Here is a 25,643-nt window from a genome sequence, read left to right on the forward strand (position 1 = left end):
GTCACACCGACCGGGTCCGGATCGGCATGTCCCGCGCGATCGCCCACGTCCCGGCCAGCGCGATCACGGACGACGCCGCCAGCGCCGCGGTCCACCCCGGGCCGAGCAGCACGGGGATGTCCTCCACGAACGGCAGGTTGCCCGATCCCGGCATCTGCACGCGCGTCACGACGACGAGCGCGAACGCCACCGGCAGCACGAAGACCCCGCCCGGGCCGTACCTGTCGAACGCCGCCGCGCAGAGCATGCCGACCGCGAACCACACCAGGTACATCAGGAAGTACGCCGGCTGGGCGGCGTGCTCGTCCGCACGCCAGTCCATCAGCGAGTAGATCCCGCCCTCGGCGAGGAAGCCGAGCCACTCGACCGCCGTCATCAGAACCGCCAGCACGACCGAGAACACCGACGCCGCAACGAGGAACTCACGACGTGTGCGGCCGTGCGCGACGGCGATCGGCAACATGTTGTGGATCGCGTGGACACCGATGAACAGCAGGAACCAGGGACCTATCTGGGACGCGGCGACGTTCCACGCGCTGATCTCGACATCGCGGAAGAGCGAGACGGCGAACGTGAGCGCCACGGCGAACGCGAACGCGCCGCCCGCGACCAGCGCGCAGAACGCGACGAGCGACGTGGTCAGGTGGCGGAAGACCTTCACCGCTTGCCTCCGACAGGTTCGGTGAGGTGGACGAACAGGTCCTGCAACGCGATCGGGCCGAGCTCCAGGCCCAGCCGGCGCGCGCGGACCAGCTGGTCGTCGTCGAGCGCGCCGTAGACCATCGCGGCCTTGGTGCGCCCCAGCGACCTGCTGCCGAGCACGGTCAGCCCGGCGGTGAACTCGTCGACGTCCGGGGTGTTGCCGGTGACCTCGGTGCCGCGCGAGCGCAGCACGTCCGCCTCCTCCTGCAGCACCAGGCGACCGGCGTCGATGATCAGCACCTCCTCCAGCAGCGAGGACAGCTCCTCGATGAGGTGCGTGGAGATGATGATCGTGCGCGGGTGCTTCATGAAGTCGTGCAGCAGCGTGTCGTAGAACGCGTACCTCGTCGGCGTGTCCATGCCGAGGTGCGACTCGTCGAGCATCGTCAGCGGCGAGCGGCTGGCGAGCCCGATCACGACACCGAGCGCGGACCGCCGGCCCAGCGACAGCTCGCCGACCTTGGTCCCGAGCGGGATCCCGAAGAGCTCCGCCAGCTCCAGCGCGTACCCGTTGTCCCAGGTGTCCCGCCACGCGGCGCCGTACTCCAGGACGTGCGAGACCTTGTCGCTCCTGTCCGCGGCGTCCGCGCTGTGCCGCACGAGGCAGACCTGGCGCATGGCGGCGGCGTTCTCGAAGACCGGCGCGCCGTCGAGCCGAACGGAGCCCACGGGCCTGCGGTAGCCCGCCAGCGCCGACATCAGGCTGGTCTTGCCGGAGCCGTTGCGGCCGAGCAATCCATAAATCTTGTTGCCCTGCAACGAAAAGCTCATGTCGTCCACGGCCGTCACGTCCCCGTAGCGAACCGTTAAGCCCTGCACGTCGACTCGCATCACACGCCCCCGTTCTTCTCGTGCTGTTCGATCCGGCGGATGACCTCGGAGAGCGGGATGCCGATGGCGCGCGCCTCCGCGACCATCGGGTCCACCACCTCGCCGAAGAAGGTCTCCCTCCCCTGTGCCCGCAGCATGTCGCGAGCCTGCGTGCTCACGAACATCCCGATCCCCCTCTTCTTGTAGAGCACCTGCTCGTCCACGAGCTGTTGAAACGCCTTCGCGGCGGTCGCCGGGTTGATCCGGTAGTAGGCGGCGTACTGGTTGGTCGACATGACCTGCTCGTCCGCCTTCAACGCCCCGCTGAGCACGTCGGCCTTGATCCGGTCTGCGATCTGCCGGTAGATCGGGCTCCGGTCGTCGAACACGACTACTTCCCTGGTTCGTTACTCATGTAATGAACCATAGCACCGGCGGCGTACGATCGGCCAGGTGGTCGGGGTCGCGATCCTGTGCGCTGTGCTCGCGGCCGGGTGCGGTGCGCTCGGCGCGATGTGGCAGCACGCCGGGGTCCGCGAGACGACCGACCTGAAGCTCACCTCGGCGCTGCGGCTCGTGCGGTCACGCCGCTGGGTCCACGGGTTCCTCGTGCTGTTCGCGTGCGCGGTGCTGCAGGTCGTCGCGCTGGCACTGGCCCCGGTCTCGGTGGTCGCGCCGCTGAACGCGCTGGCCATCCCGATCATCGCGGTGGCCCGCACCCGGCGCCCCACCGGCGTGCCGGCGGTCGCGGCGCTGGTGGCGACGGCGGGGATCGCGGTGTTCGTGACCATCACGGCGGGCGCGGCGGTGCCGACCCAGGTCTCGCCGAAGGTGGCGCTGCAGGCCGGGCAGCTCGTGGTCGCGGGCGTGCTGGTGTGCGTCGTCGCGGCGACCTTCACCGCGGGCGCGGTGCGCGCGCTGGCGCTGGCCGTGGGTGCCGGAATCGCGTACGGGCTCGTGGCCGTGCTGGTCCGGGACGTCACGACCGCGCTGCCGGTGGTCGAGTGGGTCTCACTCGGCGGGCTGGTGGTGGCGTTCCTGTCCGGGGCCTGGTTCATCCAGCTCGGGTACGCGGCCGGGCCGCCGGACCTCGTCGTGGCCGGGCAGACCGTCGTGAACCCGATCGTCGCGGCGTGGATCGGGATCGAGCTGCTCGGCGAGGGCACGGGCATGAGCGCCGCGGCGCAGGCCGGCCTGGTGGTCAGCGCGGTCGCCGCGGTGGCGGGCACCGTGGCGCTGGCCCACTACCACCGCGTCAGGCAGGACACCTTGCCGTGAAGGACCTGGCGCGCGGCAGGGCCGAGGTCCCCGCCGCGCGATCGGGCGTGCGGACTAGCGGATCGACGCGGGGCGCAGGTCCGTCCAGTTCTCCTCGACGTAGGCCAGGCACGCCTCGCGGCTGTCCTCGCCGAACACCTTGGTCCACCCGGCGGGCACCTCCGCGAAGGTCGGCCACAGCGAGTGCTGCTCTTCTTCGTTGACCAGCACGAAGAAACGGCCCTGCGGGTCCTCGAACGGGTTGGTCATGACGGGTCCTTCCTCATGGAGCTACTTGACTGCCTGGAGCTTCGGCGCCGACTCGGCGACCTGCTGCTGCACGCGCCGCAGGACCGAGTCGAGGATCTCGCCGACACGCACGGCCGTGTTCGACAACAACGACGACGTGATGCCGTGCGTGTGCTCGGTGCCACCCTGCAGGTAGATGCCGCCGCGGATGCCTTCTCCGGTGACGAGGCGGTAGTCGCGCGTCACCTTCAACCGGCCGTGCTCGTCGCGTTCGCACTCGTCGGCGAGGCCGCCGAGCAGCCGCAACGGGTTGGCCGGGCGGTAGCCGGTCGCGTAGACGATCACGTCGGCGTCGATCGGCAGCCGTCCGCCGCCGGTCAGCGACTCGACGGCGCACCTGCCGTCGGGCGTCACGTCGATGAGCCTGGAAGTGTTGTGCAGCAACAACCTCTGCCGCCCGAGGACCTTCTCGCGGTACACCCGGCGGTAGAGCTCCTCGATCAGGTCACCGTCGACCACGCCGTAGTTGGTGTTGGCGTGGTAGCCCATCAGCTTGCGCTTGACCTCCTCCGGCGCGGCGTAGAAGTCGTCCACGGCGGCGGGGTCGAAGATCCGGTTCGCGAACGAGCTGTCGTCGGCGGGGCTGTAGCCGTAGCGCGCGAAGACGCCGTGCACCTCGGCACCGGGGAACCGGTCGTGGAAGAACGCCACGGCCTCGGCGGCGCTCTGCCCGGCGCCGACCACGACGACCTGGCGCGGGTCGGTGAGCGTGCCGGCGCGGGTCAGCAGGTCCTTGTTGTGCCAGATCCGCTCGCCGGTCTCGATGCCGTCCGGCAGGTTGGCCTCGAGCCCGGTCGCGAGCACGAGGTTGCGCGTCCTGACCCGCTGGTCGCCCGCGGTGAGCTCGAAGCCGTCGTCGTGCGCGCGGACCTCGGAGACCTCCGTGCCGTAGGACACGTGGTGCCCGACCCGTTCCGCGGCCCACTCGAAGTAGTCGTGGAACTCCTTGCGCAGCGGGAAGAGGTTCTTGTGGTTGATGAAGTCGATCAGCCGCCCGCGGTCGCGCAGGTAGCAGAGGAAGCTGAAGCCGCTGGTGGGGTTGCGCAGCGTCACGAGGTCCTTGAGGAAGGACACCTGCATCGTGGCGTCCTCGAGCAGCATCCCCCGGTGCCACCCGAAGCGGGGCTGCCGCTCGAAGAACCGCGCCCGGACGGGCAGCCCGTGTTCCTCCACGGCGATCGCGAGAGCGAGGTTGGACGGCCCGAAGCCGATTCCGGCCAGGTCTAACACCGGTTCCATCGCGATCCTCTCCTGGCACTCCACTGCAGCGTAAAGCGACCCTAACTTAACTAAGGCATACCTTAGCTAGTGCATTTGGGCGTGATCTACGCCGCTGGAGTGCCGCACGGCCCCCGGCGAAGGACGATTCGGGCGTTTCACGCGCTCAGCGTGCTCTCGGTCAGCCCGCGGACGCCGGGGTTCCACTCGGCCGGTTCCGCTTCGACGCGGAGGCGGTCACGTCCGTCGTGCCGGCAGACCGGTCCGGTCGTCGCGGGCACGCGGAAGTGCCACGACGACCGGACCGGGGATCGGGACCTACCCGCGCTGCCGGGTGACCAGGTCGCGGAACCACAGCGCGCTCTGCTTCGGCATGCGCCGCTGGGTCTCGTAGTCGACGCGGACGATGCCGAACCGCTTGGCGTAGCCGTAGCCCCACTCGAAGTTGTCCATCAGCGACCACGCCAGGTAGCCGCGCACGTCCGCACCGGCCCGCACGGCCTCGGCCACGGCCGCGATATGCGACCGCAGGTACTCGACGCGGTCGGCGTCGGCGACCCGGCCGTCCACGACGTCGAGGTCGTCGAAGGCCGCGCCGTTCTCGGTGATCACCATCGGCACGCCGTAGTCCTCGTGCAGCCGGACCAGCAACGACGTGAAGCCCTCCGGCACGATCTCCCAGCCCATCGCGGTGACCGGACGGCCCCGCGGCACCACCTCGGACACGGCCGGGTCGGCGGTCGCCCTGTGCACGTGCGAGGTGTAGTAGTTGACGCCGAACACGTCCAGCGGCGTCGAGATGACCTCCAGGTCGCCGGGGCGGACCGGGAGCTCGGCACCGCGCGCGGCGATGTCGGCGAGCACGTCCTGCGGATAGCGCCCGTACACCAGCGGATCCAGGTAGACGCGCGTGCCGAGGCCGTCGGCGCGGCGGGCCGCGTCCACGTCCCGCGGGTCGTCCGACGCCGCCGAGTGCGTGCCCATGTTCAGCGTGATGCCCAGGGACTCCACACCGCGGGCGCGGAGCTCCCGCGCCGCGAGGCCGTGCGCCAGGAGCAGGTGGTGCGTGGCCCGCACGGCGTCGCCGAAGTCGGTGCGGCCCGGCGCGTGGCGGCCGGTGTCGTAGCCGAGCACCGCCGAGCACCACGGCTCGTTCAGCGTCGTCCACGTCGGCACGCGATCGCCCAGGGCGTCGTGCACCAGGCCCGCGAACTCGGCGAACCGGTACGCGGTGTCGCGGTGCGGCCAGCCGCCCTCGTCCTCCAGCTCCTGCGGCAGGTCCCAGTGGTAGAGCGTGAGCCACGGGTCGACGCCCCTGGCCAGCAGCTCGTCGACGAGCCGGGAGTAGAAGTCCACGCCCTTCGGGTTCACCGGGCCGCGGCCGCCGGGCTGGATGCGCGGCCACGACACGGAGAAGCGGTACTTGTCGACGCCGAGACCCGCGATCATCGCCACGTCGGCGGGCATGCGGTGGTAGTGGTCGCAGGCCACGTCACCGTTCTCGCCGTTGGCGACGGCACCGGGACGGCGGCAAAAGGTGTCCCAGATGGACGGTGTCCTGCCGTCCTCGTCGTGCGCGCCCTCGATCTGGTACGCCGAAGTCGCGACGCCCCAGAAGAAGTCCGCCGGCAGGCCCGCGGTCACGTCAGACACGCACGTCCTCCAGCCAGCAGGCCACGCGGCGGCGTTCCTCGACGGACTCGAGGGACGGCATCCGCTCGCCGCAGACGTCCATCGCGGACGGGCAGCGCGGGTGGAACGGGCAGCCCGCCGGCATCGAGCGCAGGTCCGGCGGCGAGCCCGGGATGCCCTTCAGCTCGCGGCGAGGCCCGCGCAGCGCCGGGAACGACGACAGCAGGCCCTGGCTGTACGGGTGCTTGGCGGCCCGGTAGATCTCCGAGGCGGGCGCCTCCTCGACCACGCGGCCCCCGTACATGATCGCGATGCGGTCGGAGAACTCGACCAGCAGCGAGATGTCGTGGGTGATGAAGACGATCGAGAAGCCGAGCGTCTCGCGCAGCCTCATCATCTGGCCGAGGATCTGCCGCTGCACCACCACGTCGAGCGCGGTGGTGGGCTCGTCCATGATGACGATCTCGGGCTCCAGCGCGAGCGCCATCGCGATCATCACGCGCTGCCGCATGCCGCCGGAGAGCTGGTGCGGGTACGCGCCGAGCCGGTCGGTCGGGATGCCCACCAGCGACAGCAGCTCACGGGCGCGGGCGGTGCGCTCCGGCCGCTTCATCCGCGGCCGGTGGGTGCGCAGCACGTCGTCGATCTGCGTGCCGACCGAGATCACCGGGTTCAGGGCGTTCATCGCGCCCTGGAACACGATGGAGATCTCGCTCCAGCGCAGGACCTGCAGCTCCTTCTCGCTCAGCGACAGCAGGTCCCTGCCCTTGAACAACACCTCGCCCGACGGCACGTGGCCCGGCGGCTGCAGCAGCCGGGTCGCGGCGTAGGCCAGGGTGGACTTGCCGCTGCCGCTCTCCCCCGCGAGGCCGAGGACCTCGCCCTTGTTCAGCGAGAGCGAGACGTTGTGCACGGCGCGCAGCTTGCCGTAGTCCACCGAGAGATCGCGGATCTCCAGCACCGGGCTCATGCGCGCACCTTCCGCAGCCGGGGATTCGCGTACTCGTCGATCCCGAAGTTGATCAGTGCCAGCGCCGTGCCCAGCAACGCGATGCACAGGCCGGCGGGGACGAACCACCACCACGCGCCCAGGCCGAGCGCCTGGTTGCTCTGCGCCCAGAACAGGATCGTTCCCCAGTTCCAGGTCGACAACGAGATGACGCCGACGAACGACAGCGTGATCTGCAGCATGACCGCGAAGATCACCGTCCCGACGAAGCCGGACGCGATCACCGCCATCAGGTTCGGCAGCACCTCGAACACGATGATGCGCCAGGTCGACTCGCCGGACGCCCGCGCGGCTTCCACGAAGTCCCTGCGCCGCAACGACATCGTCTGCGCGCGCAGCACCCGCGCGCCCCACGCCCACGCGGTCAGCGCGATCACCGCCGCGATCAGCACGGTGTCCGCCGACGGCAGCATCGACGCCACGATGATGATCAGCGGCAGCGCCGGGATGACCAGGAAGACGTTGGACAGCATGGACAGGGCCTCGTCGGCAGCGCCGCCGAGGAACCCTGCGGTCACGCCGACCAGGATCGACAGGAAGGTCGCGAGCACACCGCAGACCAGCCCGACGACCATCACGCCCCTGGTGCCGACGAGCACCTGGGAGAAGATGTCCTGCCCGGTCATGGTCGTGCCGAACCAGTGCGCGGCGGAAGGCGGCGACAGCAGGTCGTCGCCCATCGCGGACGGGTCGTACGGCGCGATCCACTCGCCCACCACGGCGATCAGCGTGAAGAAGGCCAGGATGCCCAGGCCCAGCTTGGTCTTGGAGTTCATCGCGGTCTCAGCCCTCCCGCCGGGTGCGCGGGTCCAGCAGCAGGTAGCCGATGTCCGCGAGCAGGTTCGCCACCAGCACGGTCAGTGTGATCACCAGGAACACGCCCTGCATCAACGGGTAGTCCTTCGCTCCGATGCCCTGGAACAGCACGTAGCCGAGGCCCGGGTAGGAGAACACCATCTCGACCAGCAGGGCGCCGCCGACGATAAACCCCAGCGACAGCGCGAAACCCGAGATCGACGGCAGCACGGCGTTGCGGGCCGCGTAGGCGAACATGATCCGCTTCTGCGTGAGCCCCTTGGCCCGCGCCACCAGCACGTAGTCCTCGGCCGTCACGGTCACCATCATGTTGCGCATGCCGAGGATCCAGCCGGCCACCGAGCTCACGACGATCGTGACACCCGGCAGCACCGCGTGCTCCAGGACGCTGCCGATGAACTCGCCGGAGAACTCCGGCACGAGACCGGCCGCGTAGCCGCCGGACGCCGGTAGCAGCGGCCACGTCACCGAGAACAGCGAGATCGCGATCAGCCCGAGCCAGAAGTACGGGATCGACGACAGGAACGTCGTCAACGGGATGAGGTTGTCCATCCACGACCCGCGCTTCCACCCCGCGTAGACGCCCATCAGGGTGCCCAGCAGGAACGCGATGACCGTCGTGACGCCGACCAGGCCGAGCGTCCACGGCAGCGACTGCGAGAGCACGTCGGCGACCGGCGTCGGGAAGAACGTGAACGACAGCCCGAGGTCGCCCTGGAACAGCGCGCCCCAGTAGTCGAGGTACTGCTCCCAGATCGACTTCTGCTCGTCGAGCCCGAACAGCACGTACAGCGAGGCCATCGCGTCGCTGTTCAGGCGGCCGCCGAGCTTGGTGATCATCGCCTGCACCGGGTCGCCGGGCAGCAGGCGCGGCAGCAGGAAGTTCATCGTGATCGCCGCCCACAACGTGACGAGGTAGAACAGCGCACGGCGCACCAGGAACGTCATGCCGCCGCCTCCACGTAGAGCCAGCAGGCCGCCCAGTGCCCGGAGGGGTCGACCTCCGTGCGCGGGGGCGCCTCGGTCCAGCACCGCGACTGCGCCTTCGGGCAGCGCGGCGCGAACCGGCAGCCGGTCGAGACCTGGGTGGTCTCCTCCGGTGGCGCGTCCAGCGCGACCACCGACCGCTCCGGGTCGGGCGCGGACTCGATCAGCAGCTGCGTGTAGGGGTGGGCCGGCCTCTGCGTCACGGTCTCGCTGTCGCCGCCCTCGACGATCTGCCCGCCGTACATCACGAACGTCTCGTCCGCGAAGTAGCGCGCGGACGCGATGTCGTGCGTGATGTAGAGGACCGCGAGCTTGAGCCGTTCCTTGAGGTCCAGCAACAGGTTCAGCACACCGAGCCGGATGGAGACGTCCAGCATGGACACCGGCTCGTCGGCGAGCAGCACCTCGGGGTGCGCGGCGAGCGCGCGGGCGATCGCGACGCGCTGCCGCTGGCCGCCCGAGAGCTCGTGCGGGTACCGCGAGGCGAAGTCGGCGGGCAGGTTCACCCGCCGCAGCAGCTCCTCCACCGTCTCCGGCCGCTGGTGGATCTTCAGCGGCCGGGCCAGGTGGTAGCGGACCGTGTGGACCGGGTTGAGCGAGGCGAAGGGGTCCTGGAACACCATCTGGACCTTGCGCCGGTACGCCCGCACCCGCCGCACCTTCTCGCCGTCGAGCAGGATCTCGCCGGAGGTGGGTTCCACGAGCCGCGCGAGCAGCTTCGCCACCGTCGACTTGCCGGATCCGGACTCGCCGACGAGGGCGGTCACGCGCCCGCGGCGCAGGACGATCGAGACGTCCTGCACCGCACGCACGCGCTTGTAGGTCTTGACCAGACCCTTCGCTTCAAGCGCGACTTCATTCATCTTCTACGACCCCGCGGGCTTGAGCTTCATGACGATCTGCAGGGCGTTGGGCAGCGTGGCCTGCGGCGGACCGTACGGGTCCTCCTCGGTCGGCCAGCCCACCCAGCTCTTCGTGCTGTACTCCGCACCGATCGGCCCCGCGGACGTCGGGATCATCGGCACCTGCTCGACCATGATCTTCTGCAGCACCGCGAGGCTCTTGGCCCGCGAGGCGTCGTCTGCGGCGTTCGCGTACTCCGCCAGCGCCGCGGTGGCCTCCGGGTTGTTGTAGCGGCCGAAGTTCACCGCCGCGGTCTGCCCGATCGGCTTGATCTCCGCCGCGTCCATGATGTTCTGGTACATCTCGTACGGCGTCGCGCCGGTGTTGGTCCAGCGCAGCGAGCCCTGGAACGCGCCGTTCGCGAAGTCGGTGGTCCACGCGTCCGCGGTCTGCGTGCGCACGGTCGCCTCGATGCCGATCTTCTTCAGGTCGCTCTTGATGATGTCGAGCACCGTCAGGTAGTCCGACCAGCCGGACGGGTTGGTGAGCTCGATCGTGACCGGTTTGCCGTCGGGCGCCTTGAGCACGTCGCCCTCCAGCTTGAACCCGGCCGCCGCCAGCTTCTGCTTGGCGCCGTCGACGTCGATCTTGAACTTCGCGTCCCTGTACTCCGGCGCGAGGAACGACTCACCGGCGGGCAGCGGCATGCCGGTCTTCGACTCGAGCTTCGGGAACAGGCGGGCCTCACCGCGGACGAAGATCGCCTCGCGGTCGATCACGTCGCTCATGGCCGCACGCAGCGCGGGGTTGTCGAACGGCGCGATCGTCGTGTTCAGCCACAGGCCGTGGATGCCGAGGCCGGCCGGGAACCAGAGCTTGTGGTGCGCCGGGTCCTTGTCCACGTACAGCTTCTGGTAGTCCGGGATGAAGACGTACGACCACTGGCTCGCGCCCGACGCCAGCGCGGTGGTCTGCGCCGTGTTGTCGTTGTACGAGGTGTACTGGATCTCCGGGACCTTGGGCAGCTCCTGCCAGTACTCGGCGCGCCGCGCGATCGTGACGGTCTGCGACGTGAAGGACTTGAGCTGGAACGGGCCGGTGCCGACCGGGTTCGGGTTCGTGTAGGTCGTGGGGTCCGGCACGGTGCTCCAGATGTGCTGCGGCACCACCATCGCGCTGATGACCTTGTTGCGGTTCACGAACTGCGGCGAGGGGAAGGTGACCTCGACCTTGCCGTCGGGCGTCGCCGTCGCGGTCTCCACCTTGAGCGAGTCGCGGTTGTTGAGCGCCGGCCACTTCTTGAGGATCTCGTACGAGAAGGCGACGTCGGCGGCCGTGAGCGGCTTGCCGTCGGACCACTTCACGTTCTCCCGGATCGTGAAGGTGACCTTCCTGTAGTTGTCCGACCAGTCCCACTTGGTCGCGAGCCACGGCACCGGGTCCTGGGCCGGGCGCGTGTTGTTCACGAACGCCAGCGGCTCGTAGATCTGGTAGCGGTAGCCGAGCGACCCCGCCGCCGACGTGGGCAGGAACGGGTTGTGGTTCTCGGTCAGGGGCCCGTTGGGCATGCCCACGGTCAACACGCCGGAGGCCTTGGAGGCACCGCCGGAGGAGCAACCTGTCGCCGCGAGCGCCAGTGCCAACGCGACGATGATTGTTCTGCGCATGGGGGAATCTCCCGATACGACGGAGCATGAGAGCGCTCTCTCATGCGTACGGCGAACCAGCCGGGCCGTGGTCCGGCCCGGCGGGTTCTTCAGTTGTGGTGGGGCGGGTGGGTCAGGGCGCGGATTCGCGCACGATCAACGAGGTCGGCAGCACCAGCGGGTGGTCGGGCAGGGGCTGTCCCTCGAGCGTGGAGAGCAGCATCCGCGCGGCGGCGGCACCCATCTCCTGCAGCGGCTGGCGGATCGTCGTCAGCCGGGGTTCGGTGTGTCCCGCGACCGGGACGTCGTCGAAGCCGACCACGGACACGTCGTCGGGGACGCTGCGGCCGGACTCCCGCAGCGCCCGCAGCACCCCGACCGCCGAGAGGTCGTTCTGCGCGAACACGGCGTCGAACGGGATCCCGCTCGCGACGAGCTTGTCGACGGCGACTTCACCACCTTCCGTGGTGAAGTCGCCGTCGACCACGAGATCCGGGTGCAGCGTCAGGCCCGCTTCGGCCAGAGCGAGCCGGAACCCGTCCAGCCGCGCCCGGGTGCACCCGAAGTGCGGAGGCCCGGTGACGACGGCGAACCTGCGGCGGCCCGCCGCGACGAGGTGCCGTGCGACGTCCGCGCCTCCCTGCCGGTTCGTCGTCGTCACCGAGGGGAACTCCGGGTGCGAGCCGCGGTCGTCGATCATGACGACCGGCAGGCCCGCCCGGTAGAGCGTGGAGATGTAGTGCAGGGCGTCCGGCGGCTCGACGACCAGCAGACCGTCGAAGGCGTTGGCGGACACGTGGTTCGCGAACTGGTTGAGCGAGTCGGGGCCGCGGTTCAGCGTGTAGAGCAGCAGGCCGTACCCGTCGGCCTCCAGCGTGTCGACGATGCCCTGCAGCACCTCGCCCATCCACGGCCAGGTGAGCGACGGCGCGAGCATCGCGACGGTCCGGGTGCGTCCCCTCGCCAGGCCGACGGCGCGGGCGCTGGGCACGTACCCGATCTCGTCGATGACCTTGCGCACGCGCTGGGCGGTCGAGGCGTCCACGTCCGGCTTGCCGTTCAGCACACGTGACACGGTCGCTTTGGACACCTGGGCGCGTTGGGCGACCTCTGCGATCGTGACACGCATGCCGAACTTCCTTCCGCCGCCTCCTGGAACCGGTTCCGTAACCGGTTCCGACGAGGTGTGACGGAGTCAACAGCCTGACCTCAGCCCCAGTCAAGACTCTTGCCGGAAGTTCGTGAGAGCGTTTCCACAACTCACCCCATCGCCGCAGGCAGGGCACCGCCGGACGCCTTGTACCGGGATGTCCTGACCGGTTCGCGTCCCTTCGCGCGCTGGGCCGAACGGAGCACGTTCCGCGTCTCAGCCGATCGTGCACAATCGTCGTCATGGGGGTTGTGACGGCGGTCAGCCGCAGCGAGGAGTACACGTTCACCAAGCCCGTGCGCGAGAGCATCACTTTGCTCGCCGGTCTCGGTGTCGAGGGCGACGTCCACCAGGGCGTCACGGTCAAGCACCGGTCGAGGGTGGCCCAGGACCCGACCCAGCCGAACCTGCGCCAGGTGCACCTGATCCACGAGGAACTGCTCGACGAGCTGCGCGGCAAGGGCTTCGCCGTCGAGCCGGGCCAGATCGGCGAGAACGTCACCACGCGCGGCGTCGACCTGCTGGGCCTGCCCACCGGAACCCGCCTGCACCTGGGCCCCGAGGCCGTCGTGGAGGTGACCGGCCTGCGCAACCCGTGCGTGCAGATCGACCGGTTCTCCTCCGGCCTGCTGAAGGAGGTCGTGTTCAAGGGCCCGGACGGCGAGCTGGTGCGCCGCGCCGGGATCATGTCGGTCGTGCTCGCCGGCGGCGTCGTGCGGCCGGGCGACGAGATCCGGGTCGAGCTCCCGGCGCGGCCGCACCGGCCGCTCGAAAAGGTCTAGGTGTGACGTCCGGGGAGGTTGGTCAGCCGGGTGATGGGTGGCCGGCCTCCGAGAGCGGAGTGGGCTCGGTGGTGATCGCAGAAGTGCAGCCAGCCGGACAGGGCGGTTCGGCGCTGGTCTTCTGAGGTGTGGTGGCGGGCGCAGGCCCAGCCGCCGGCCAGGGTCCGGTGGAAGCGTTCGATTTCGCCGTTGGCCTGGAGCCGGTAAGGGCGCGTGCGCTCATGACGGATGTCGGGCTCGGCGCAGGCGTCTCGCCAGGCGTAGGACTTGTAGCAGGCCCCGTTGTCGGAGAGGGCTCGTTCGACGGTCACTCCCCGATCGGAGAACCAAGCGGTAGCGCGGCGCAGTACCGCGATGGCGGTGACGGCGGTTTCGCCGGCGTGGATTTCGGCACAGGCCCTGCCAGCCGCAACCGGGTGCGCGGGGTCGACGTCGCGTCAGGGTGGGACACGTTGGCCTCCAGACCGTGAAGCGGTTCCTCAGCGGTTCCACTCCACACCCGGAGGCCGTCCCCTGTCTCCACGACAGGCCATCACGTCCGCAACAACGTCCCGGGACACCACATCAGCCCCGGTCCGGGAGCGGGAGCGCCCGGCTCGTGGCGCGGCACCAGGCCTGGTCGTTGCCGAAGTGGTCGTCGAGGATCACCGAGATCGTCCGCGGTGCCTCGACGACCGCCAGGTGCGCCGCGTCGCCGACCACGTAGAGCTCCGAGTCGGGCAGCTCCTCCGCGGTGTGCCGCACGAGTTCCGTCGGTGTCGCGTGGTCCTGCGCCGCCGCGATCACCACCGTCGGCACGTCGATCTTCGCGAGGTCCGCCCGCAGGTCCATGCGCCGCACGGCCTCGGCGCACGCGAGGTACGACGGCAGGTCGACCTCCAGCAGGCCGGCGCGGAAGCGGGCGACGACGTCCGGCGCGCACCCCGGCGTGAACCAGCGCCCGACGATCGCGTCCGCGGCGGGCTCCATCCCCCGCGAGCGCAGCAGTGCGATCCGGTCGTCCAGCCGCTTCTTGTCCGGCAGCCACGCGGCCGTGGACACCAGCGCGAGCCGGGAGATGCGGTCGGTGTGCGCGGCGAGCCACATGCCGACCATTCCCCCGAGGGACACACCGCAGTAGTAGACCTGGCGCAATCCCAAGTGGTCCAACAGTTCCATGACGTCTCGGGCCAAGTCCTCGATCTCGCACGGACCGGGCACGGGCGCGCTGCCGCCGTGGCCGCGGTGGTCGAACCGCAGCAGGCGGAACGGCAGCGAGAAGTCGTTCCACAGCTCGGTCGTCGTGCCGAGCGCGTTGCCGAGCACCAGCACCGGCGCGTCCTCCGGCCCGGTCAGCGTGTGGTGCGCGATCACGGCGTCACCTCCTCGCAAGGCCCCGACTCCAGGGCAGTCTGCCTGGGCTTTTCCCCGTCCGCACGACGAGCTCCCCCCGGACGGCACTCCGACGGGCTCGGCCGGAAGCGTGAGATACCCGCCACGGCACCGCGTGACACCTGGACGCCCGCCGACAACCACCGGCCGGCCCCCGCCGAAACACTGTTACGGGTAGCAGAATGGAGGGCTGACGCAGCCACCGAGCCCGCCGGGAATCCGATGAACCCCGTTGCCCCGTTCGCGCACGAAGCCCTGTTCTACCGGGATGAGGACGACTTCCTCACCGGTACGGCCAGATTCGTGGCGGACGGAGTCGAGGCCGGTGAGCCCGTGCTCGTGGCGGTGCCGGAGGTGAGCATCGCGCCCCTGCGCGCACGGCTGGGCGGCACGGCGGACCAGGTCCACTTCATCGACATGACCGAGGCCGGGCGCAACCCCGGCCGGATCATCCCCGGTGTGCTGATGGCGTTCAGCGCGAGCACGCAACAGCGCTTCCGGATGGTCGGCGAGCCGATCTGGCCCGGCCGCACCGAGCTCGAGTACCCGGCGTGCGTGCAGCACGAGGCGTTGGTCAACACGGCGTTCGAGGGCCGGCGGGGCGTCATCCTGTGCCCGTACGACGCGGGGGCGTTGCCCGGCCACGTGCTGGACGACGCCAAGCGCACGCACCCGGTGGTGATCGACGGCGAACGGCGCGTCGCGAGCGAGTGGTACACCGATCCGGCCGGTCTCGCCGACCTCTACAACGTGCCGCTGCCGCCCCCACCGCTGGGCGCCGAGGAGCACCCCTTCACCGTCGGCACGCTGGCCCACGTGCGCAAGCTCGTCGCCGCGTTCGCGCACACGCTGCGCCGCGACCGGGTCGAGGACCTGGTGCTCGCCGTGAACGAGCTGGCGACGAACAGCATCCTGCACGCGTCGGGCCGCGGGGTGCTGCGGATGTGGCGCGAGGACGACACCGTCGTCTGCGAGGTGAGCGACTCCGGAACGGGCTTCCCGCCCTCGTTCACCGGCCTGTCCGGCTTCGGGATCGTGATGGTCAACCTGTTGTGTGACCTGGTTCGCACCCACACGAGTCACAGCGGTACCACCGTTCGGGTGTACTTGGGACGGTAGGGAGTCGCCGCCATCTCATCGCAATGCGCGTGTCACGCGGACCTGTTTTCCTTGCACAGCTATGGCAGACCACCTCTCCCCCCTCGACATCGCCTTCCTCGCCATGGAGGGTGACGCCAACCCGTTGCACCTCGGCGCGGTCGCGACCTTCGCACCGTCCACTCCGGTGCACCCGGCCCGCATCGCCGCCGTGCTGTGCGAACGCGCGCAGGAGGTTCCCCGCCTGCGCCACCGCGCCCGCGCCTCGTTGCTGGGCGGCGCGCGCTGGGTGGAGGACCCCGGTTTCGCGCCCGAGGACCACGTCTTCACGCACCACGTGCGCGGCAGGGAACGGTTCGCCACCTTGGTCTCCCACCTCATGGCGCAGCCGCTCGACCTCGCGCGCCCGCCGTGGGAGCTGCACGTCGTCACCGGACTGGCGGCGGGCCGGTTCGCCGTCGTCGCGAAGCTGCACCACTCGCTGTGCGACGGCATGAAGGCCGTGGGCCTGGGGTTGCGGCTCTTCGACGCCTCCCGGTTGTCCATTCCGGACGCTCCGGAGCCGGCCGCGAAGTCGCTCATCCCGTCGCTGCCGTCGCTGCGCGGGATCAGGGACACGATCGACATCGCGTCCTCGGTGCTGATGAACACCCGCCCGCCGACGCTGAACTCGCCGGTGCTCACCGCGTCCACCCGCCCACGCCGCGTCGTGATGTCGCGTCTGGACCTCTCGGACGTGCACCGGATCCGGCGCGCGCACGGCGGCACGGTGAACGACGTGCTGCTCGCTCTCGTCACAGGTGCGTTGCGCCACTGGCTTTCCGCGCACGACAGCGCCGGACCGGACTCGGTCGTGCGCGCGCTGATCCCGGTCAACCAGCGCTCACGTTCCGGCGACGGCGCGTCGGGCAACCAGATCTCCGGCTTCCTCGTGTCCCTGCCCGTCGGCACCGCCGACCCGGTGGAACGGCTGCGCGACATCCGCGCTCAGATGGAGTCGGCCAAGGCCGCCGGGTCCGGCCGGGGCGCGGGCGCGCTGCCGCTGCTCGCCGACAGGGTGCCGGCCCTGGTGCACCGCCTGGCCGCGCCGGTGATGGGCCGCTGCGCTCCCCTGCTGTTCGACACGCTGGTCACGTCGGTGCCGCTGCCGTCCGTCCCGCTCGCCCTGGACGGCGCGGACCTGTGCGAGATGTACCCGGTGGCGCCCGTCGCGCCCGGTCACGCCGTGGGCGTCGCGCTGTCGGTCTACCGGTCGTCCGTGCACGTCTGCCTGAACACCAACCAGTCGTGGATGTCGGACGCGCAGTGGCTCGACGGCGTGCTGCGCCGGGAGCTGGCGTCGTTGCACCACACCCGCGAGCTGGTGGGTTTGCCCAGGTAGGTCCCCGGGCACACCTGGCCCATGAGCAACACCCTGGTCCTCGACGTGGACGGCACGCTGGTCGACACCAACTACCACCACACGGTGGCGTGGCTGCGGGCGTTCCGCGGCGTCGACATCACCGTGCCCGCGTGGCGGGTGCACCGCGCGATCGGCATGGGCGGCGACAAGCTGGTGGCGGCTGTGGCGGGCGACAACGTCGAACGCGACCACGGCGACACCCTGCGCGAGGCGTGGGAACGGCACTTCGACGAGATGATCGACGAGATCCAGCCGGTCGAGGGCGCCCACCGCCTGGTCCGCGCGGCCGCCGACCTGGGCCTCTCCGTCGTGCTCGCCAGCTCGGGCAAGCGCAAGCACGTCGAGCACTACCTGAAGCTGATCGACCCCGGCGACGTCGCCTGGACCACGTCCGACGACGTCGAGGACAGCAAGCCGGCGCCCGACCTGATCCAGGTGGCGCTGCGCGAGGTGAAGGGCGAGCGCGCCGTCGTCGTCGGCGACTCGGTGTGGGACTGCGAGGCCGCCGCACGGGTGGGGCTGCCGTCCATCGGGCTGCTGACCGGCGGGTTCGGCGAGAGCGAGCTGGTCGGCCGCGGCGCCTCCGCGGTGTACGCCGACCTGGACACGCTGCGGGCCGAGCTGTCCGACCTGCCCTTCGCCGCCGTCGAGGAACCGAACGCCTGAGCCGTTCGAGGGCGAGCCGCTCCTAGGTGCGAGGACCGGTCGACGGGCGCGGCAGCTCCGACGGCTTGCCCGTGCTCCGCTCCTTCTCCCTGCTGGTCCTGGTCGTCGTGTTCTGCGGCGTCCCGGTGGCGGTGTCCTCCGGAGGGGCCGCGCCGGGCGGCACCACCGTCGTGGTCAGCTCGGCGCCGGGCTGCGGCGCACCGGGAGCGGTGGAGGACCCGTCCGGGGAGGACCCGTCCGGCGAGGACCCGTCCGGGGAGTTCACGACGGTCACCGTCGACGGCGTCACCGTCACCACGCGGGTCTGGGTGTCCGGCGCGACCGGACGGTCCGCCGCCGGGGCCTCCGAGCCGCCGCCACCGAGGTTCGCGACCGCCACGGCCACCGCCGTCACCGCGACCGCGGCCGCCGCGGTGATCGCGAGGCGCTTGCCCCTGCGCGGCTTCGGCACCTCCGGGTCGGGCGCGACCTCCGCGTCCGGCAGCAACGCGGGCAGTCCGCGGCTCGCCTCGTGCGCGGCGCTCAGCGACCGCTCGCACTGGGCGGCCGTCGGGCGGCGCTGCGGGTCGGAGTCCGTCATCGCGGACAGCAGCGACACCCAGGCCAGCGGCAGGTCGACGGGGATCCGCGGCGCGCGGGCCAGCCGGGCCAGGGCCGCCTCGGCGTCGCCACCGGGGTACTCGGTCCGCCCGGTCAGGCACTCCAGCAGCACCAGGCCGAGCGAGTAGATGTCCGCGGCCGGACCCACGTCGCCCCCGCGCACCTGCTCCGGCGACAGGTAGCCGGCGGTGCCGACGAGGATGCCGGACGTCGTCACCCGCGTCACCTCGGCCACCAGCGCGAGGCCGAAGTCCGCGAGGTAGGCCTGCTTCTCCTCGTCGTCGATCAGGATGTTGGACGGCTTGATGTCGCGGTGCACGACGCCCAGGCCGTGCACGTGGTCGAGCACCGACGCGATCTGACCGCCGATCCGAGCCACGAACCGGGGCGGCAGCGGTTCGCGCATGCGCTGGCGCAGGGTGCCGCCGGTGATCTCGCGCATCACGAAGTACGGGCGGCGCGACACGCTGCCGGACGCGTACACCGGGATGATGCCGGGGCAGTCGAGTGAGGCCAGCATCGAGGCCTCGCGCTGCAGGCGCAGCTCGTCGTCGGGCAGGCCGGGACCGGTGAAGATCTTGATGGCCACCGAGGACGTCGTCGATCTGTCGTAGGCGCGGTAGACCTCGGCCATCCCACCGGATCCGAGGAGTGTGCCGACCACGAACCGGTCGTCGATCACCGCGCCTGTCAGGTCGCCGTCCCAGGCTGCGCTCATGGGCCTCCGCTCGTCGCGCTGCAACCTAACCCGTCGCGCGGACCTCCGGCTACCCGGCCCGGTTCGAAGATCACCACGACCGGACCGGCTTCAGCCGCACGGACGAACGCCGGTCACCCGAAGCTCAGCTTCTCCCGGACGGCGTCGGTCACGAGGCAGCCGGACGTGGCCCGCCACACCCGGCCGAGCCGCACGCGCAGGTCGGTGCCGCCGCTCAGCGCCTGCGCCACGAACTGCAGCCCGAGCAGCTCCGCGACGATCTGCTCGGCGGCGTGCCGCAGGTTCACCTCCGGCCGGAGCTCGCCGCGGTCCCGGGCGAGCGTGAGCAGGTCCCGCACCACGGTGACCCAGCCGATCACCTGCGCGGCCGCCACGACGTCGAAGAACACCGCCTCCCGCAGCAGCTTCGCGCTCACCCGCACGGTGAGGTCGGTCTCCAGCCTGCGGACGAACTCGAACGACATGGTGATCAACGCCTGCACCGGCGACGCCTCGACCTCGAGCACCTCGTCGCGCAACCGGTGCCAGAGCAGGGACTGCTCCTCGATGATCGCGACGCCGAGGGCTTCCTTCGAGCGGAAGTGGCAATACAGCGCGCCTTTCGACACGTCGGCCCGTGCGCACACAGCGGTGAGGCTGGAACCGGCGAAGCCCTCGCGGTCGAACACCTCCGCCGCGGCCTGCAGCAGTCGCGTCCGCGTGTGCGTGGCTCGTTCCCGTTTCGCGCTCATCACCCCACCCGCGCCACACCGGTCGACATGGCCACGGCCAGGGTGTCCGGCAGGTGCCAGTACTGCTCGATCTCGCCGAGGTGCACGGAGAGCACCGAGGTGAAGCGCGTCTCCACCGGGTCGCCGGTGGAACGCAGCCGCCAGCGCGCGGAGCCGATCACCGCCGCGTCTCCCCCGTCCACGACCACCTGGCGCGCCGACAGCCGGTCCAGGGAGTACGTGGAGAACAGGGTCAGGAACCAGGCCTCGACCTCCCGGCGGGTGCGGGTGCCCGCCGTCCACCGCGTCCCCGCCGGTTCCGGGGACTCCCACTCGACCGAGGGGGCGCACAACCGCGCGATGCCGGATGCGTCCTGCGCCGCGAGCCGCGCGAGGAACACCTGCACGACTTCGACCGTCGAAAACATTTTCCTCACCTTCCGCTCCGGGCATTGCTGCGGCAACGAGCCCGGGATGATCACAGTAGCGAGACTGCCGAAAAGCGAGCGCCAGCGCCCCATTGGACCAGTTGTTTTTCCTCCGAACATCCGATCAAGTGTTTCCATAGTTATCTGAACTTTCAACGACCGCCGGTATCACCGCAATGCACGGACCGGAGCCCGCGAGTTTGGTGCAGGGTGGAAGCCACACCCCGTCATCTCAGCGAAACGGAGCAGAACCGTGCTCAAGGCAGTCCAGCGAGCCCGCGAGCACCAGGACACGCCACCGATCACCGCCTTGATTCCCCAGGCAAGGCGGGAACAGGGGCTCACGCAGCGCGAACTCGCCGACCTGTTGTGCGAGATCTCACAGAACGACAGCGTCACCCGTGAAGAAGTGTCGAGGTGGGAACGCGGAAAACGCATTCCCGGCCCCTACTGGCGTGCCTGGATCAGCGCGGCACTGCACGTGCCGCACGCCGAAGTCGACCGGGCCGCGGTCGTCGAACGCGAATACCGCCGCGCCAAGTCGGGCGACCCCGCCGACGACCGGGTGAATACTTGGTGATAGTCGGCCGGCCGCTGTGAGAAATGTCCCCGAATCGCGCGGAGCGCGGTCGCGGACCACGGCGCGGGAGCGGTTGCGACGCCGCCAGGCAGAAGACAGCTCCTCCACAGGCGCCTCACAGGAACCGGCCGCAACCTGGTCCGCATGACGGACAACCACGACCGCGGTCTCCAGTACGACCTCGCCACGCTGCTCGAGCGCCGGCGGGCGTTGTCGCTGCTCGGCGGCGCAGGCCTCACGCTCGTGGCCTGCGCCCCGCCGACCACCGCGAACTCCCCCGCCACGACCTCCTCGGCGGGCACCACGTCGTCCGCGGCGACGGGCTCGCCTCTGCGGACCATCCCCGAGGAGACCTCCGGGCCGTTCCCGGGCGACGGGTCCAACGGCCCGAACGCCCTGACGCAGAGCGGCATCGTGCGCTCGGACATCAGGTCGAGCTTCGGCTCCTCGACCCGCACGGCCGAGGGCGTGCGGCTCACCGTCGACCTGACCGTGCGGAAGCCCGGCGGCGAGCCGTTCCAGGGCGCCGCCGTCTACCTGTGGCACTGCGACATCAACGGCGATTACTCGATGTACTCCGACCGCGTGAAGGACGAGAACTTCCTGCGCGGGGTCCAGGAGGCCGACGCGTCCGGGAAGCTCCGCTTCATCAGCGTCTTCCCCGGCGCGTACTCCGGGCGCTGGCCGCACGTCCACTTCGAGGTCTACCCGAGCCTCGCCGAGGCGACCCGGGCCGGCGGCAAGATCACGACGTCGCAGCTCGCGTTGCCCGAGACCACGTGCAAGGAGGTCTACGGCACCACCGGGTACACGCGGAGCGTGCGGAACATGGCGCGGACGTCGTTGCGGCAGGACACGGTGTTCCGCGACGGCACCGACCACCAGATGGCGACGATGTCGGGCGACGTCGCGTCCGGCTACACCGCCTCACTGACCTTCGCGGTGCAGGGCTAGCCACAGCTCCGCGCGCAGGCCCGGTGAGCCGAGCGAGCGGCCGAGTGCCTGCTCGGCCCGGCGGATCCGGTTGCGCAGCGTGTGGCGGTGGATCCCCAGCTCCGCCGCCGCGGGGTCCCAGGAACCGTGGTGCGCCAGCCAGATCCGCACCGTCTCGCGGGTCTCGGCGTCGAGCGGCCGCAGCAGCGCCCGAGCGAACCCCTCCGGCACCGGGAGGCGACCGGCGAGGTCCTCGAACGTCCGCACCCCCGCCTTCCACGCCTGCCGGGCCTCCCGGTAGCCCCTGGCGACGCTCCGGACGTCCACTTCGGACGACGCGACGCCGTCGAAGTCCTGTGCCAGGACGACGATCCGGCCGTCGTGCTCGGCCCAGAAGCCGCTGACGGGTGGTTCGTCCGCGAGGAACACCCGGAAGCGCTCGGGCAGTCCCTCGACGGGGATCCCGTTGAGCAGCAACACCAGCTGGCCCGACCTCAGCTCCCGGTGCGCGGCGTCGACGGCGTCGTTGCGGGCGAGGGCCAGGGTCAGCAGCGAGGCCGCGGTGTTGACGACGCTCAGGCCGGCGGCGTCGAGCGGGTCCCGCGTGCCGACCGCGAGCACTCCCCCGGCCCTGCTCCCCAGGACTTGCAGGAACACGTGCCGGCCGCCGGTCTCGAACGCGGCGCTGGCGAGGCCACCCGCCGTCCGGAGCCGGGCGAGCCCGGCCGACAGGCCGGGGACCTGGCGCGGGTTGTGCTCGTCCACGGGCAGTCCGGCCGCGTCGAGCAGGACGACCCCGCCGTCGACCCACCGGCCGAGCCGGCGCACGACCCCGGCCACGCCCGTCCTCACCGCGGCACGGGTGAGCGCCCGCTGGGCTTCGCTCGTCCTCGTCAGCGCGGCGTACTCGTCCGCGGCCAGCGCCTTCGACACCGCCTTGCTGATCGCGATGAACGGCACCTCGCGCGGCACCTCGACCAGTCCGAGCCCGGCGTCCCCGGCGGCGGCGACCAGCGCGGGAGGCACCGAGTCGTGCCCGAGCCCGGTGCCGAAGCCCAGTCCCACCACCCCGGCGCCGACGAGCCGCCGCACGTAGTCGTCGTCGACGGCGGGGAGTCCGGTGGTCAGCAGCAGCTCACCGCCCTCCAGGAACGGCGTGGGGTCGGCGAGCTCGGTGCCGTGCACCCATCCGACGGGTCTCGACACGTCACCGGCCAGCACCGGCAGCGCCAGCGTCCGCGCCAGGTCCCGTAACGTGATGGGCATGTGCCAGTTTGTACAACCTCTGGGGTGTGGATGGCCATTTCAGACACTGCGCGGCCGGCCTGCCGGGACCATGCTGGGCACATGACCCGACTGCGCACCGCGATCCCCGGCCCGAAGTCGCTGGAGCTCCAGGCACGGCGCAGGGGTGCCGTCGCCGCCGGGGTGGGCTCGACCCTGCCCGTCTACGTCGACTCCGCCGGCGACGGCCTGCTGGTCGACGTCGACGGCAACCGGCTCATCGACCTCGGCTCCGGCATCGCCGTCACGAACGCCGGCAACCCGGCGCCCGCCGTCGCCGAGGCGGTGCACGCGCAGATCGACAGGTTCAGCCACACCTGCTTCATGGTCACGCCGTACGAGAGCTACCTCGAGGTGTGCGAGGCGCTCAACGAGCTCACGCCGGGCGGGCACGAGAAGCGGTCGGTGCTGGTCAACTCCGGCGCCGAGGCGGTGGAGAACGCGGTCAAGATCGCTCGGCACGTCACCGGCAGGCAGGCCGTCGTCGTGTTCGACCACGGCTACCACGGCCGCACGAACCTCACGATGGCGTTGACCGCCAAGAACATGCCGTACAAGCACCGGTTCGGGCCGTTCGCGCCCGAGGTGTACCGGGTCCCGGCCTCCTACCCGCTGCACGACGGCCTGACCGGCCCCGAGGCGGCTCGGCGGGCGATCTCCGCGATCGAGAAGCAGGTCGGCGCGGACAACACCGCCGCCGTCGTGATCGAGCCGGTCCAGGGCGAGGGCGGGTTCATCGAGCCGGCGCCGGGTTTCCTGCCGGCCCTCGCGCAATGGTGCCGTGAGCACGGAGTCCTGTTCGTCGCCGACGAGATCCAGACCGGCTTCTGCCGCACCGGCTCGTGGTTCGCGCTCGACCACGAGGGCGTGGTGCCGGACCTGCTCACCACCGCCAAGGGCATCGCGGGCGGCCTGCCGCTCGCCGCCGTCACGGGTCGCGCCGAGGTCATGGACGCCGTGCACGTCGGCGGACTCGGCGGCACCTACGGCGGAAACCCGGTCGCGTGCGCGGCGGCGCTCGGCGCGATCCGCACGATGCGCGAGCGCGACCTCAACGCCGCCGCGCGCCGCATCGGGGAGACCGCGCTCGGCCGGCTCAGGGCCGTCGCCGGGAAGACGGACGCGATCGCGGAGGTCCGCGGCCGTGGCGCGATGATCGCCGTCGAGTTCACCGAACGCACGCCCGACGTCGCCGCTCGCGTCGCGAAGGCGTGCCATGAACGGGGTGTCGTCGTGCTGACGTGCGGCACCTACGGCAACGTGATCCGCTTGCTGCCCCCGCTGGTCATCCCGGACGACCTGCTCGCCGAAGGACTCGACGTTCTCGAAGGAGCCCTGCTCGCATGATCGCTTTCCACACCCCCGCGGACGTCGAGGACGCCGTCGCCGCGGCGGCGGCCGTCGCTCCCGAACTGGCCGCACTGCCCGCGCACCGCCGCGCGTCCGCACTGGACCACGTCTCCCGGCGCCTGGCCGAGCACGCCGAGGAGTTCGCCCAGGCCATCAACGACGACTCCGGCAAGCCGATGAAGTGGGCGCGCGTCGAGGTGACGCGCGCGATCTCCACGTTCCGCTGGGCCGCCGAGGAGGCCCGCCGGTTCTCCGGCGAGCTGCAGCGCCTCGACACCGACCCGGCCGCCGAGGGCCGCCTCGCGCTGGTCCGCCGCGTGCCGCGCGGGCCGGTGCTGGGCATCGCGCCGTTCAACTTCCCGCTGAACCTGGTGGCGCACAAGGTCGCCCCCGCGCTGGCCGTCGGCGCGCCGATCGTGCTGAAGCCCGCGCCCGCCACGCCGAAGGTGGCGTTCCTGCTCGGCGACCTGCTGGACGAGACCGACCTGCCGCGGGGTGCCTTCTCGATCCTGCACCTGTCCAACGAGGACACCGCCGCGCTGGTCGAGGACCCGCGCCTGCCGGTGGTCTCGTTCACCGGCTCCGGCCCGGTCGGCTGGGGCATCAAGGACCGCGTGCCGCGCAAGCACGTGACGCTGGAGCTCGGGGGCAACGCGGCCGCGATCGTCGCGCCGGACTGGCGGGACGTCGAGTTCGCGGCGCAGCGCATCGCCACCTTCGCGATGTACCAGGCAGGTCAGTCGTGCATCTCGGTACAGCGCGTCTACGTGCACACCGACGTGTACGACGCGGTCTCGGAGGCCGTGGTGCGGCACGTGGGCAAGCTGGACGTGGCGGGAGACGTCGGCCCGCTGATCAACGACGCCGCCGCCGACCGCGTCGAGGCGTGGGTCTCCGAGGCCGGCGCGACCGTCCTGACCGGCGGCACGCGGGACGGCCGCACCTACGCGCCGACCGTGCTGACTGACGTGCCCGAGGACTCGAAGGTCAACGCCGAGGAGGTGTTCGGGCCGGTGGTGACCCTGACCAGGGTGGACACCGTCGAGGAGGCGTTCGACCGCGTCAACGCCTCCCGGTACGGCCTGCAGGCGGGCGTGTTCACCACGGACGTGCGGCTGGCTTTCCGCGCCGCGCAACGACTCCAGGTCGGTGGCGTGGTCGTCGGCGACGTGCCGAGCTACCGCGCGGACCAGATGCCCTACGGCGGCGTGAAGGAGTCCGGCATCGGCCGCGAGGGCCTGCGCGCGGCGATGGAGGACCTCACCGAACCCCGCGTCCTGGTGCTGACCGGCCTGGAACTGTGACCTGAGGGCCTGGGTCTCGCCGACCTCGGCTGCCATCA

General features: G+C 70.9%; 26 protein-coding genes and 1 pseudogene. 9 read left to right on the plus strand and 18 right to left on the minus strand.

The window, feature by feature from the left end; genetic code table 11:
* Position 1: 1 nt before the first annotated feature.
* From L6E10_RS09730 to L6E10_RS09740, 3 genes are read right to left on the minus strand one after another with little or no spacing between them, the layout of a single operon-like run.
* Positions 2–661: a hypothetical protein gene (locus L6E10_RS09730; protein ID WP_236218921.1), complete on the minus strand. Its 660-nt coding sequence runs from the start codon at positions 659–661 to the stop codon at positions 2–4.
* Positions 658–1,533 carry an ATP-binding cassette domain-containing protein gene (locus tag L6E10_RS09735; protein WP_236218922.1) on the minus strand — a complete coding sequence of 292 codons (876 nt, stop codon included), beginning with the start codon at positions 1,531–1,533 and terminating at the stop codon, positions 658–660. The genes L6E10_RS09730 and L6E10_RS09735 overlap by 4 nt, the downstream gene beginning before the upstream one ends.
* Entirely contained in the window at positions 1,533–1,901 is a 369-nt protein-coding gene (locus tag L6E10_RS09740) for a GntR family transcriptional regulator (RefSeq protein WP_090103781.1), read from the minus strand. The genes L6E10_RS09735 and L6E10_RS09740 overlap by 1 nt, the downstream gene beginning before the upstream one ends.
* Before the next feature lie 64 nt (positions 1,902–1,965).
* On the opposite strand from L6E10_RS09740, the gene L6E10_RS09745 reads away from it, so the two are divergent.
* Positions 1,966–2,790, plus strand: a complete 825-nt coding sequence (locus L6E10_RS09745; protein ID WP_236218923.1) for a DMT family transporter — start codon at positions 1,966–1,968, stop codon at positions 2,788–2,790.
* Positions 2,791–2,844: 54 nt separating this feature from the next.
* Here the strand turns inward: L6E10_RS09745 and L6E10_RS09750 are convergent, their stop codons facing one another.
* The 9 genes from L6E10_RS09750 to L6E10_RS09795 all read right to left on the minus strand — a co-directional run bounded on the left by L6E10_RS09750 (position 2,845) and on the right by L6E10_RS09795 (position 12,358).
* The gene (locus L6E10_RS09750) at positions 2,845–3,039 is read right to left on the minus strand and encodes an MbtH family protein (protein WP_090103786.1); all 195 of its coding nucleotides are present in this window, start codon (positions 3,037–3,039) and stop codon (positions 2,845–2,847) included.
* A gap of 21 nt (positions 3,040–3,060) precedes the next feature.
* A complete protein-coding gene (locus L6E10_RS09755) occupies positions 3,061–4,317 on the minus strand; it encodes a lysine N(6)-hydroxylase/L-ornithine N(5)-oxygenase family protein (RefSeq protein ID WP_236218924.1) in 1,257 nt (418 codons plus the stop codon).
* A gap of 297 nt (positions 4,318–4,614) precedes the next feature.
* A complete protein-coding gene (locus L6E10_RS09760; protein ID WP_236218926.1) occupies positions 4,615–5,949 on the minus strand; it encodes a GH1 family beta-glucosidase in 1,335 nt (444 codons plus the stop codon).
* Positions 5,942–6,898, minus strand: coding sequence for an ABC transporter ATP-binding protein (locus tag L6E10_RS09765; RefSeq protein ID WP_236218928.1), 957 nt, complete (start codon positions 6,896–6,898; stop codon positions 5,942–5,944). The genes L6E10_RS09760 and L6E10_RS09765 overlap by 8 nt, the downstream gene beginning before the upstream one ends.
* Complete coding sequence (locus L6E10_RS09770) at positions 6,895–7,713, minus strand: ABC transporter permease (RefSeq protein WP_236218929.1); 819 nt, start codon at positions 7,711–7,713, stop codon at positions 6,895–6,897. The genes L6E10_RS09765 and L6E10_RS09770 overlap by 4 nt, the downstream gene beginning before the upstream one ends.
* A 7-nt stretch (positions 7,714–7,720) precedes the next feature.
* Entirely contained in the window at positions 7,721–8,701 is a 981-nt protein-coding gene (locus L6E10_RS09775) for an ABC transporter permease (RefSeq protein WP_236218931.1), read from the minus strand.
* On the minus strand, positions 8,698–9,603 hold the full coding sequence (locus L6E10_RS41165) for an ABC transporter ATP-binding protein (protein WP_374236231.1): 906 nt from the start codon (positions 9,601–9,603) through the stop codon (positions 8,698–8,700). Before L6E10_RS41165 ends, L6E10_RS09775 begins: the two co-directional genes overlap by 4 nt.
* A gap of 3 nt (positions 9,604–9,606) precedes the next feature.
* Positions 9,607–11,250, minus strand: a complete 1,644-nt coding sequence (locus L6E10_RS09790) for an ABC transporter substrate-binding protein (RefSeq protein ID WP_236218932.1) — start codon at positions 11,248–11,250, stop codon at positions 9,607–9,609.
* A gap of 112 nt (positions 11,251–11,362) precedes the next feature.
* Positions 11,363–12,358: a LacI family DNA-binding transcriptional regulator gene (locus L6E10_RS09795; RefSeq protein WP_236218935.1), complete on the minus strand. Its 996-nt coding sequence runs from the start codon at positions 12,356–12,358 to the stop codon at positions 11,363–11,365.
* A 263-nt stretch (positions 12,359–12,621) separates the two neighbouring features.
* Here L6E10_RS09795 and L6E10_RS09800 point away from each other — a divergent pair, with 263 nt between their 5' ends.
* Positions 12,622–13,161, plus strand: a complete 540-nt coding sequence (locus L6E10_RS09800; protein ID WP_236218938.1) for an MOSC domain-containing protein — start codon at positions 12,622–12,624, stop codon at positions 13,159–13,161.
* Here the strand turns inward: L6E10_RS09800 and L6E10_RS09805 are convergent.
* Positions 13,158–13,559 (minus strand): annotated as a pseudogene (locus L6E10_RS09805) (integrase core domain-containing protein); the annotation flags it as partial. The gene L6E10_RS09800 and the pseudogene L6E10_RS09805 sit on opposite strands and share 4 nt — an antisense overlap.
* A gap of 166 nt (positions 13,560–13,725) precedes the next feature.
* Positions 13,726–14,514, minus strand: a complete 789-nt coding sequence (locus tag L6E10_RS09810; protein WP_236218940.1) for an alpha/beta fold hydrolase — start codon at positions 14,512–14,514, stop codon at positions 13,726–13,728.
* A 240-nt stretch (positions 14,515–14,754) separates the two neighbouring features.
* On the opposite strand from L6E10_RS09810, the gene L6E10_RS09815 reads away from it, so the two are divergent.
* The 3 genes from L6E10_RS09815 (at position 14,755) to L6E10_RS09825 (ending at position 17,698) form a co-directional block, all read left to right on the plus strand.
* Positions 14,755–15,651, plus strand: a complete 897-nt coding sequence (locus L6E10_RS09815) for an anti-sigma factor RsbA family regulatory protein (protein WP_236218941.1) — start codon at positions 14,755–14,757, stop codon at positions 15,649–15,651.
* A 61-nt stretch (positions 15,652–15,712) separates the two neighbouring features.
* Positions 15,713–17,011 carry a wax ester/triacylglycerol synthase family O-acyltransferase gene (locus L6E10_RS09820; RefSeq protein ID WP_236218943.1) on the plus strand — a complete coding sequence of 433 codons (1,299 nt, stop codon included), beginning with the start codon at positions 15,713–15,715 and terminating at the stop codon, positions 17,009–17,011.
* A gap of 21 nt (positions 17,012–17,032) precedes the next feature.
* Positions 17,033–17,698 carry an HAD family hydrolase gene (locus tag L6E10_RS09825; protein WP_236218945.1) on the plus strand — a complete coding sequence of 222 codons (666 nt, stop codon included), beginning with the start codon at positions 17,033–17,035 and terminating at the stop codon, positions 17,696–17,698.
* A 22-nt stretch (positions 17,699–17,720) separates the two neighbouring features.
* Here the strand turns inward: L6E10_RS09825 and L6E10_RS09830 are convergent, their stop codons facing one another.
* From L6E10_RS09830 to L6E10_RS09840, 3 genes are all read right to left on the minus strand, one after another.
* Positions 17,721–19,016, minus strand: coding sequence for a serine/threonine-protein kinase (locus L6E10_RS09830; protein ID WP_236218947.1), 1,296 nt, complete (start codon positions 19,014–19,016; stop codon positions 17,721–17,723).
* Between the two features lie 113 nt (positions 19,017–19,129).
* Positions 19,130–19,747 carry a ScbR family autoregulator-binding transcription factor gene (locus tag L6E10_RS09835; RefSeq protein ID WP_236218950.1) on the minus strand — a complete coding sequence of 206 codons (618 nt, stop codon included), beginning with the start codon at positions 19,745–19,747 and terminating at the stop codon, positions 19,130–19,132.
* Complete coding sequence (locus L6E10_RS09840; RefSeq protein WP_236218951.1) at positions 19,747–20,154, minus strand: nuclear transport factor 2 family protein; 408 nt, start codon at positions 20,152–20,154, stop codon at positions 19,747–19,749. The genes L6E10_RS09835 and L6E10_RS09840 overlap by 1 nt, the downstream gene beginning before the upstream one ends.
* A 253-nt stretch (positions 20,155–20,407) precedes the next feature.
* Here L6E10_RS09840 and L6E10_RS09845 point away from each other — a divergent pair, with 253 nt between their 5' ends.
* A complete protein-coding gene (locus L6E10_RS09845) occupies positions 20,408–20,734 on the plus strand; it encodes a helix-turn-helix transcriptional regulator (RefSeq protein ID WP_236218953.1) in 327 nt (108 codons plus the stop codon).
* Between the two features lie 144 nt (positions 20,735–20,878).
* A complete protein-coding gene (locus tag L6E10_RS09850) occupies positions 20,879–21,688 on the plus strand; it encodes an intradiol ring-cleavage dioxygenase (RefSeq protein WP_236218954.1) in 810 nt (269 codons plus the stop codon).
* Here the strand turns inward: L6E10_RS09850 and L6E10_RS09855 are convergent.
* Entirely contained in the window at positions 21,662–22,933 is a 1,272-nt protein-coding gene (locus tag L6E10_RS09855) for a PucR family transcriptional regulator (RefSeq protein ID WP_236218956.1), read from the minus strand. The two genes, L6E10_RS09850 and L6E10_RS09855, sit on opposite strands and share 27 nt — an antisense overlap.
* A gap of 30 nt (positions 22,934–22,963) precedes the next feature.
* On the opposite strand from L6E10_RS09855, the gene gabT reads away from it, so the two are divergent.
* Both gabT and L6E10_RS09865 read left to right on the plus strand, forming a co-directional pair.
* The gene (gene gabT / locus L6E10_RS09860; protein WP_374236239.1) at positions 22,964–24,298 is read left to right on the plus strand and encodes a 4-aminobutyrate--2-oxoglutarate transaminase; all 1,335 of its coding nucleotides are present in this window, start codon (positions 22,964–22,966) and stop codon (positions 24,296–24,298) included.
* Complete coding sequence (locus L6E10_RS09865; RefSeq protein WP_374236241.1) at positions 24,193–25,605, plus strand: aldehyde dehydrogenase family protein; 1,413 nt, start codon at positions 24,193–24,195, stop codon at positions 25,603–25,605. The genes gabT and L6E10_RS09865 overlap by 106 nt, the downstream gene beginning before the upstream one ends.
* Positions 25,606–25,643: the final 38 nt, after the last annotated feature.

Origin of the sequence: Lentzea sp. CC55 (genome assembly GCF_021056325.1) — a bacterium.
Classification (GTDB): Bacteria; Actinomycetota; Actinomycetes; order Mycobacteriales; family Pseudonocardiaceae; genus Lentzea; species Lentzea jiangxiensis.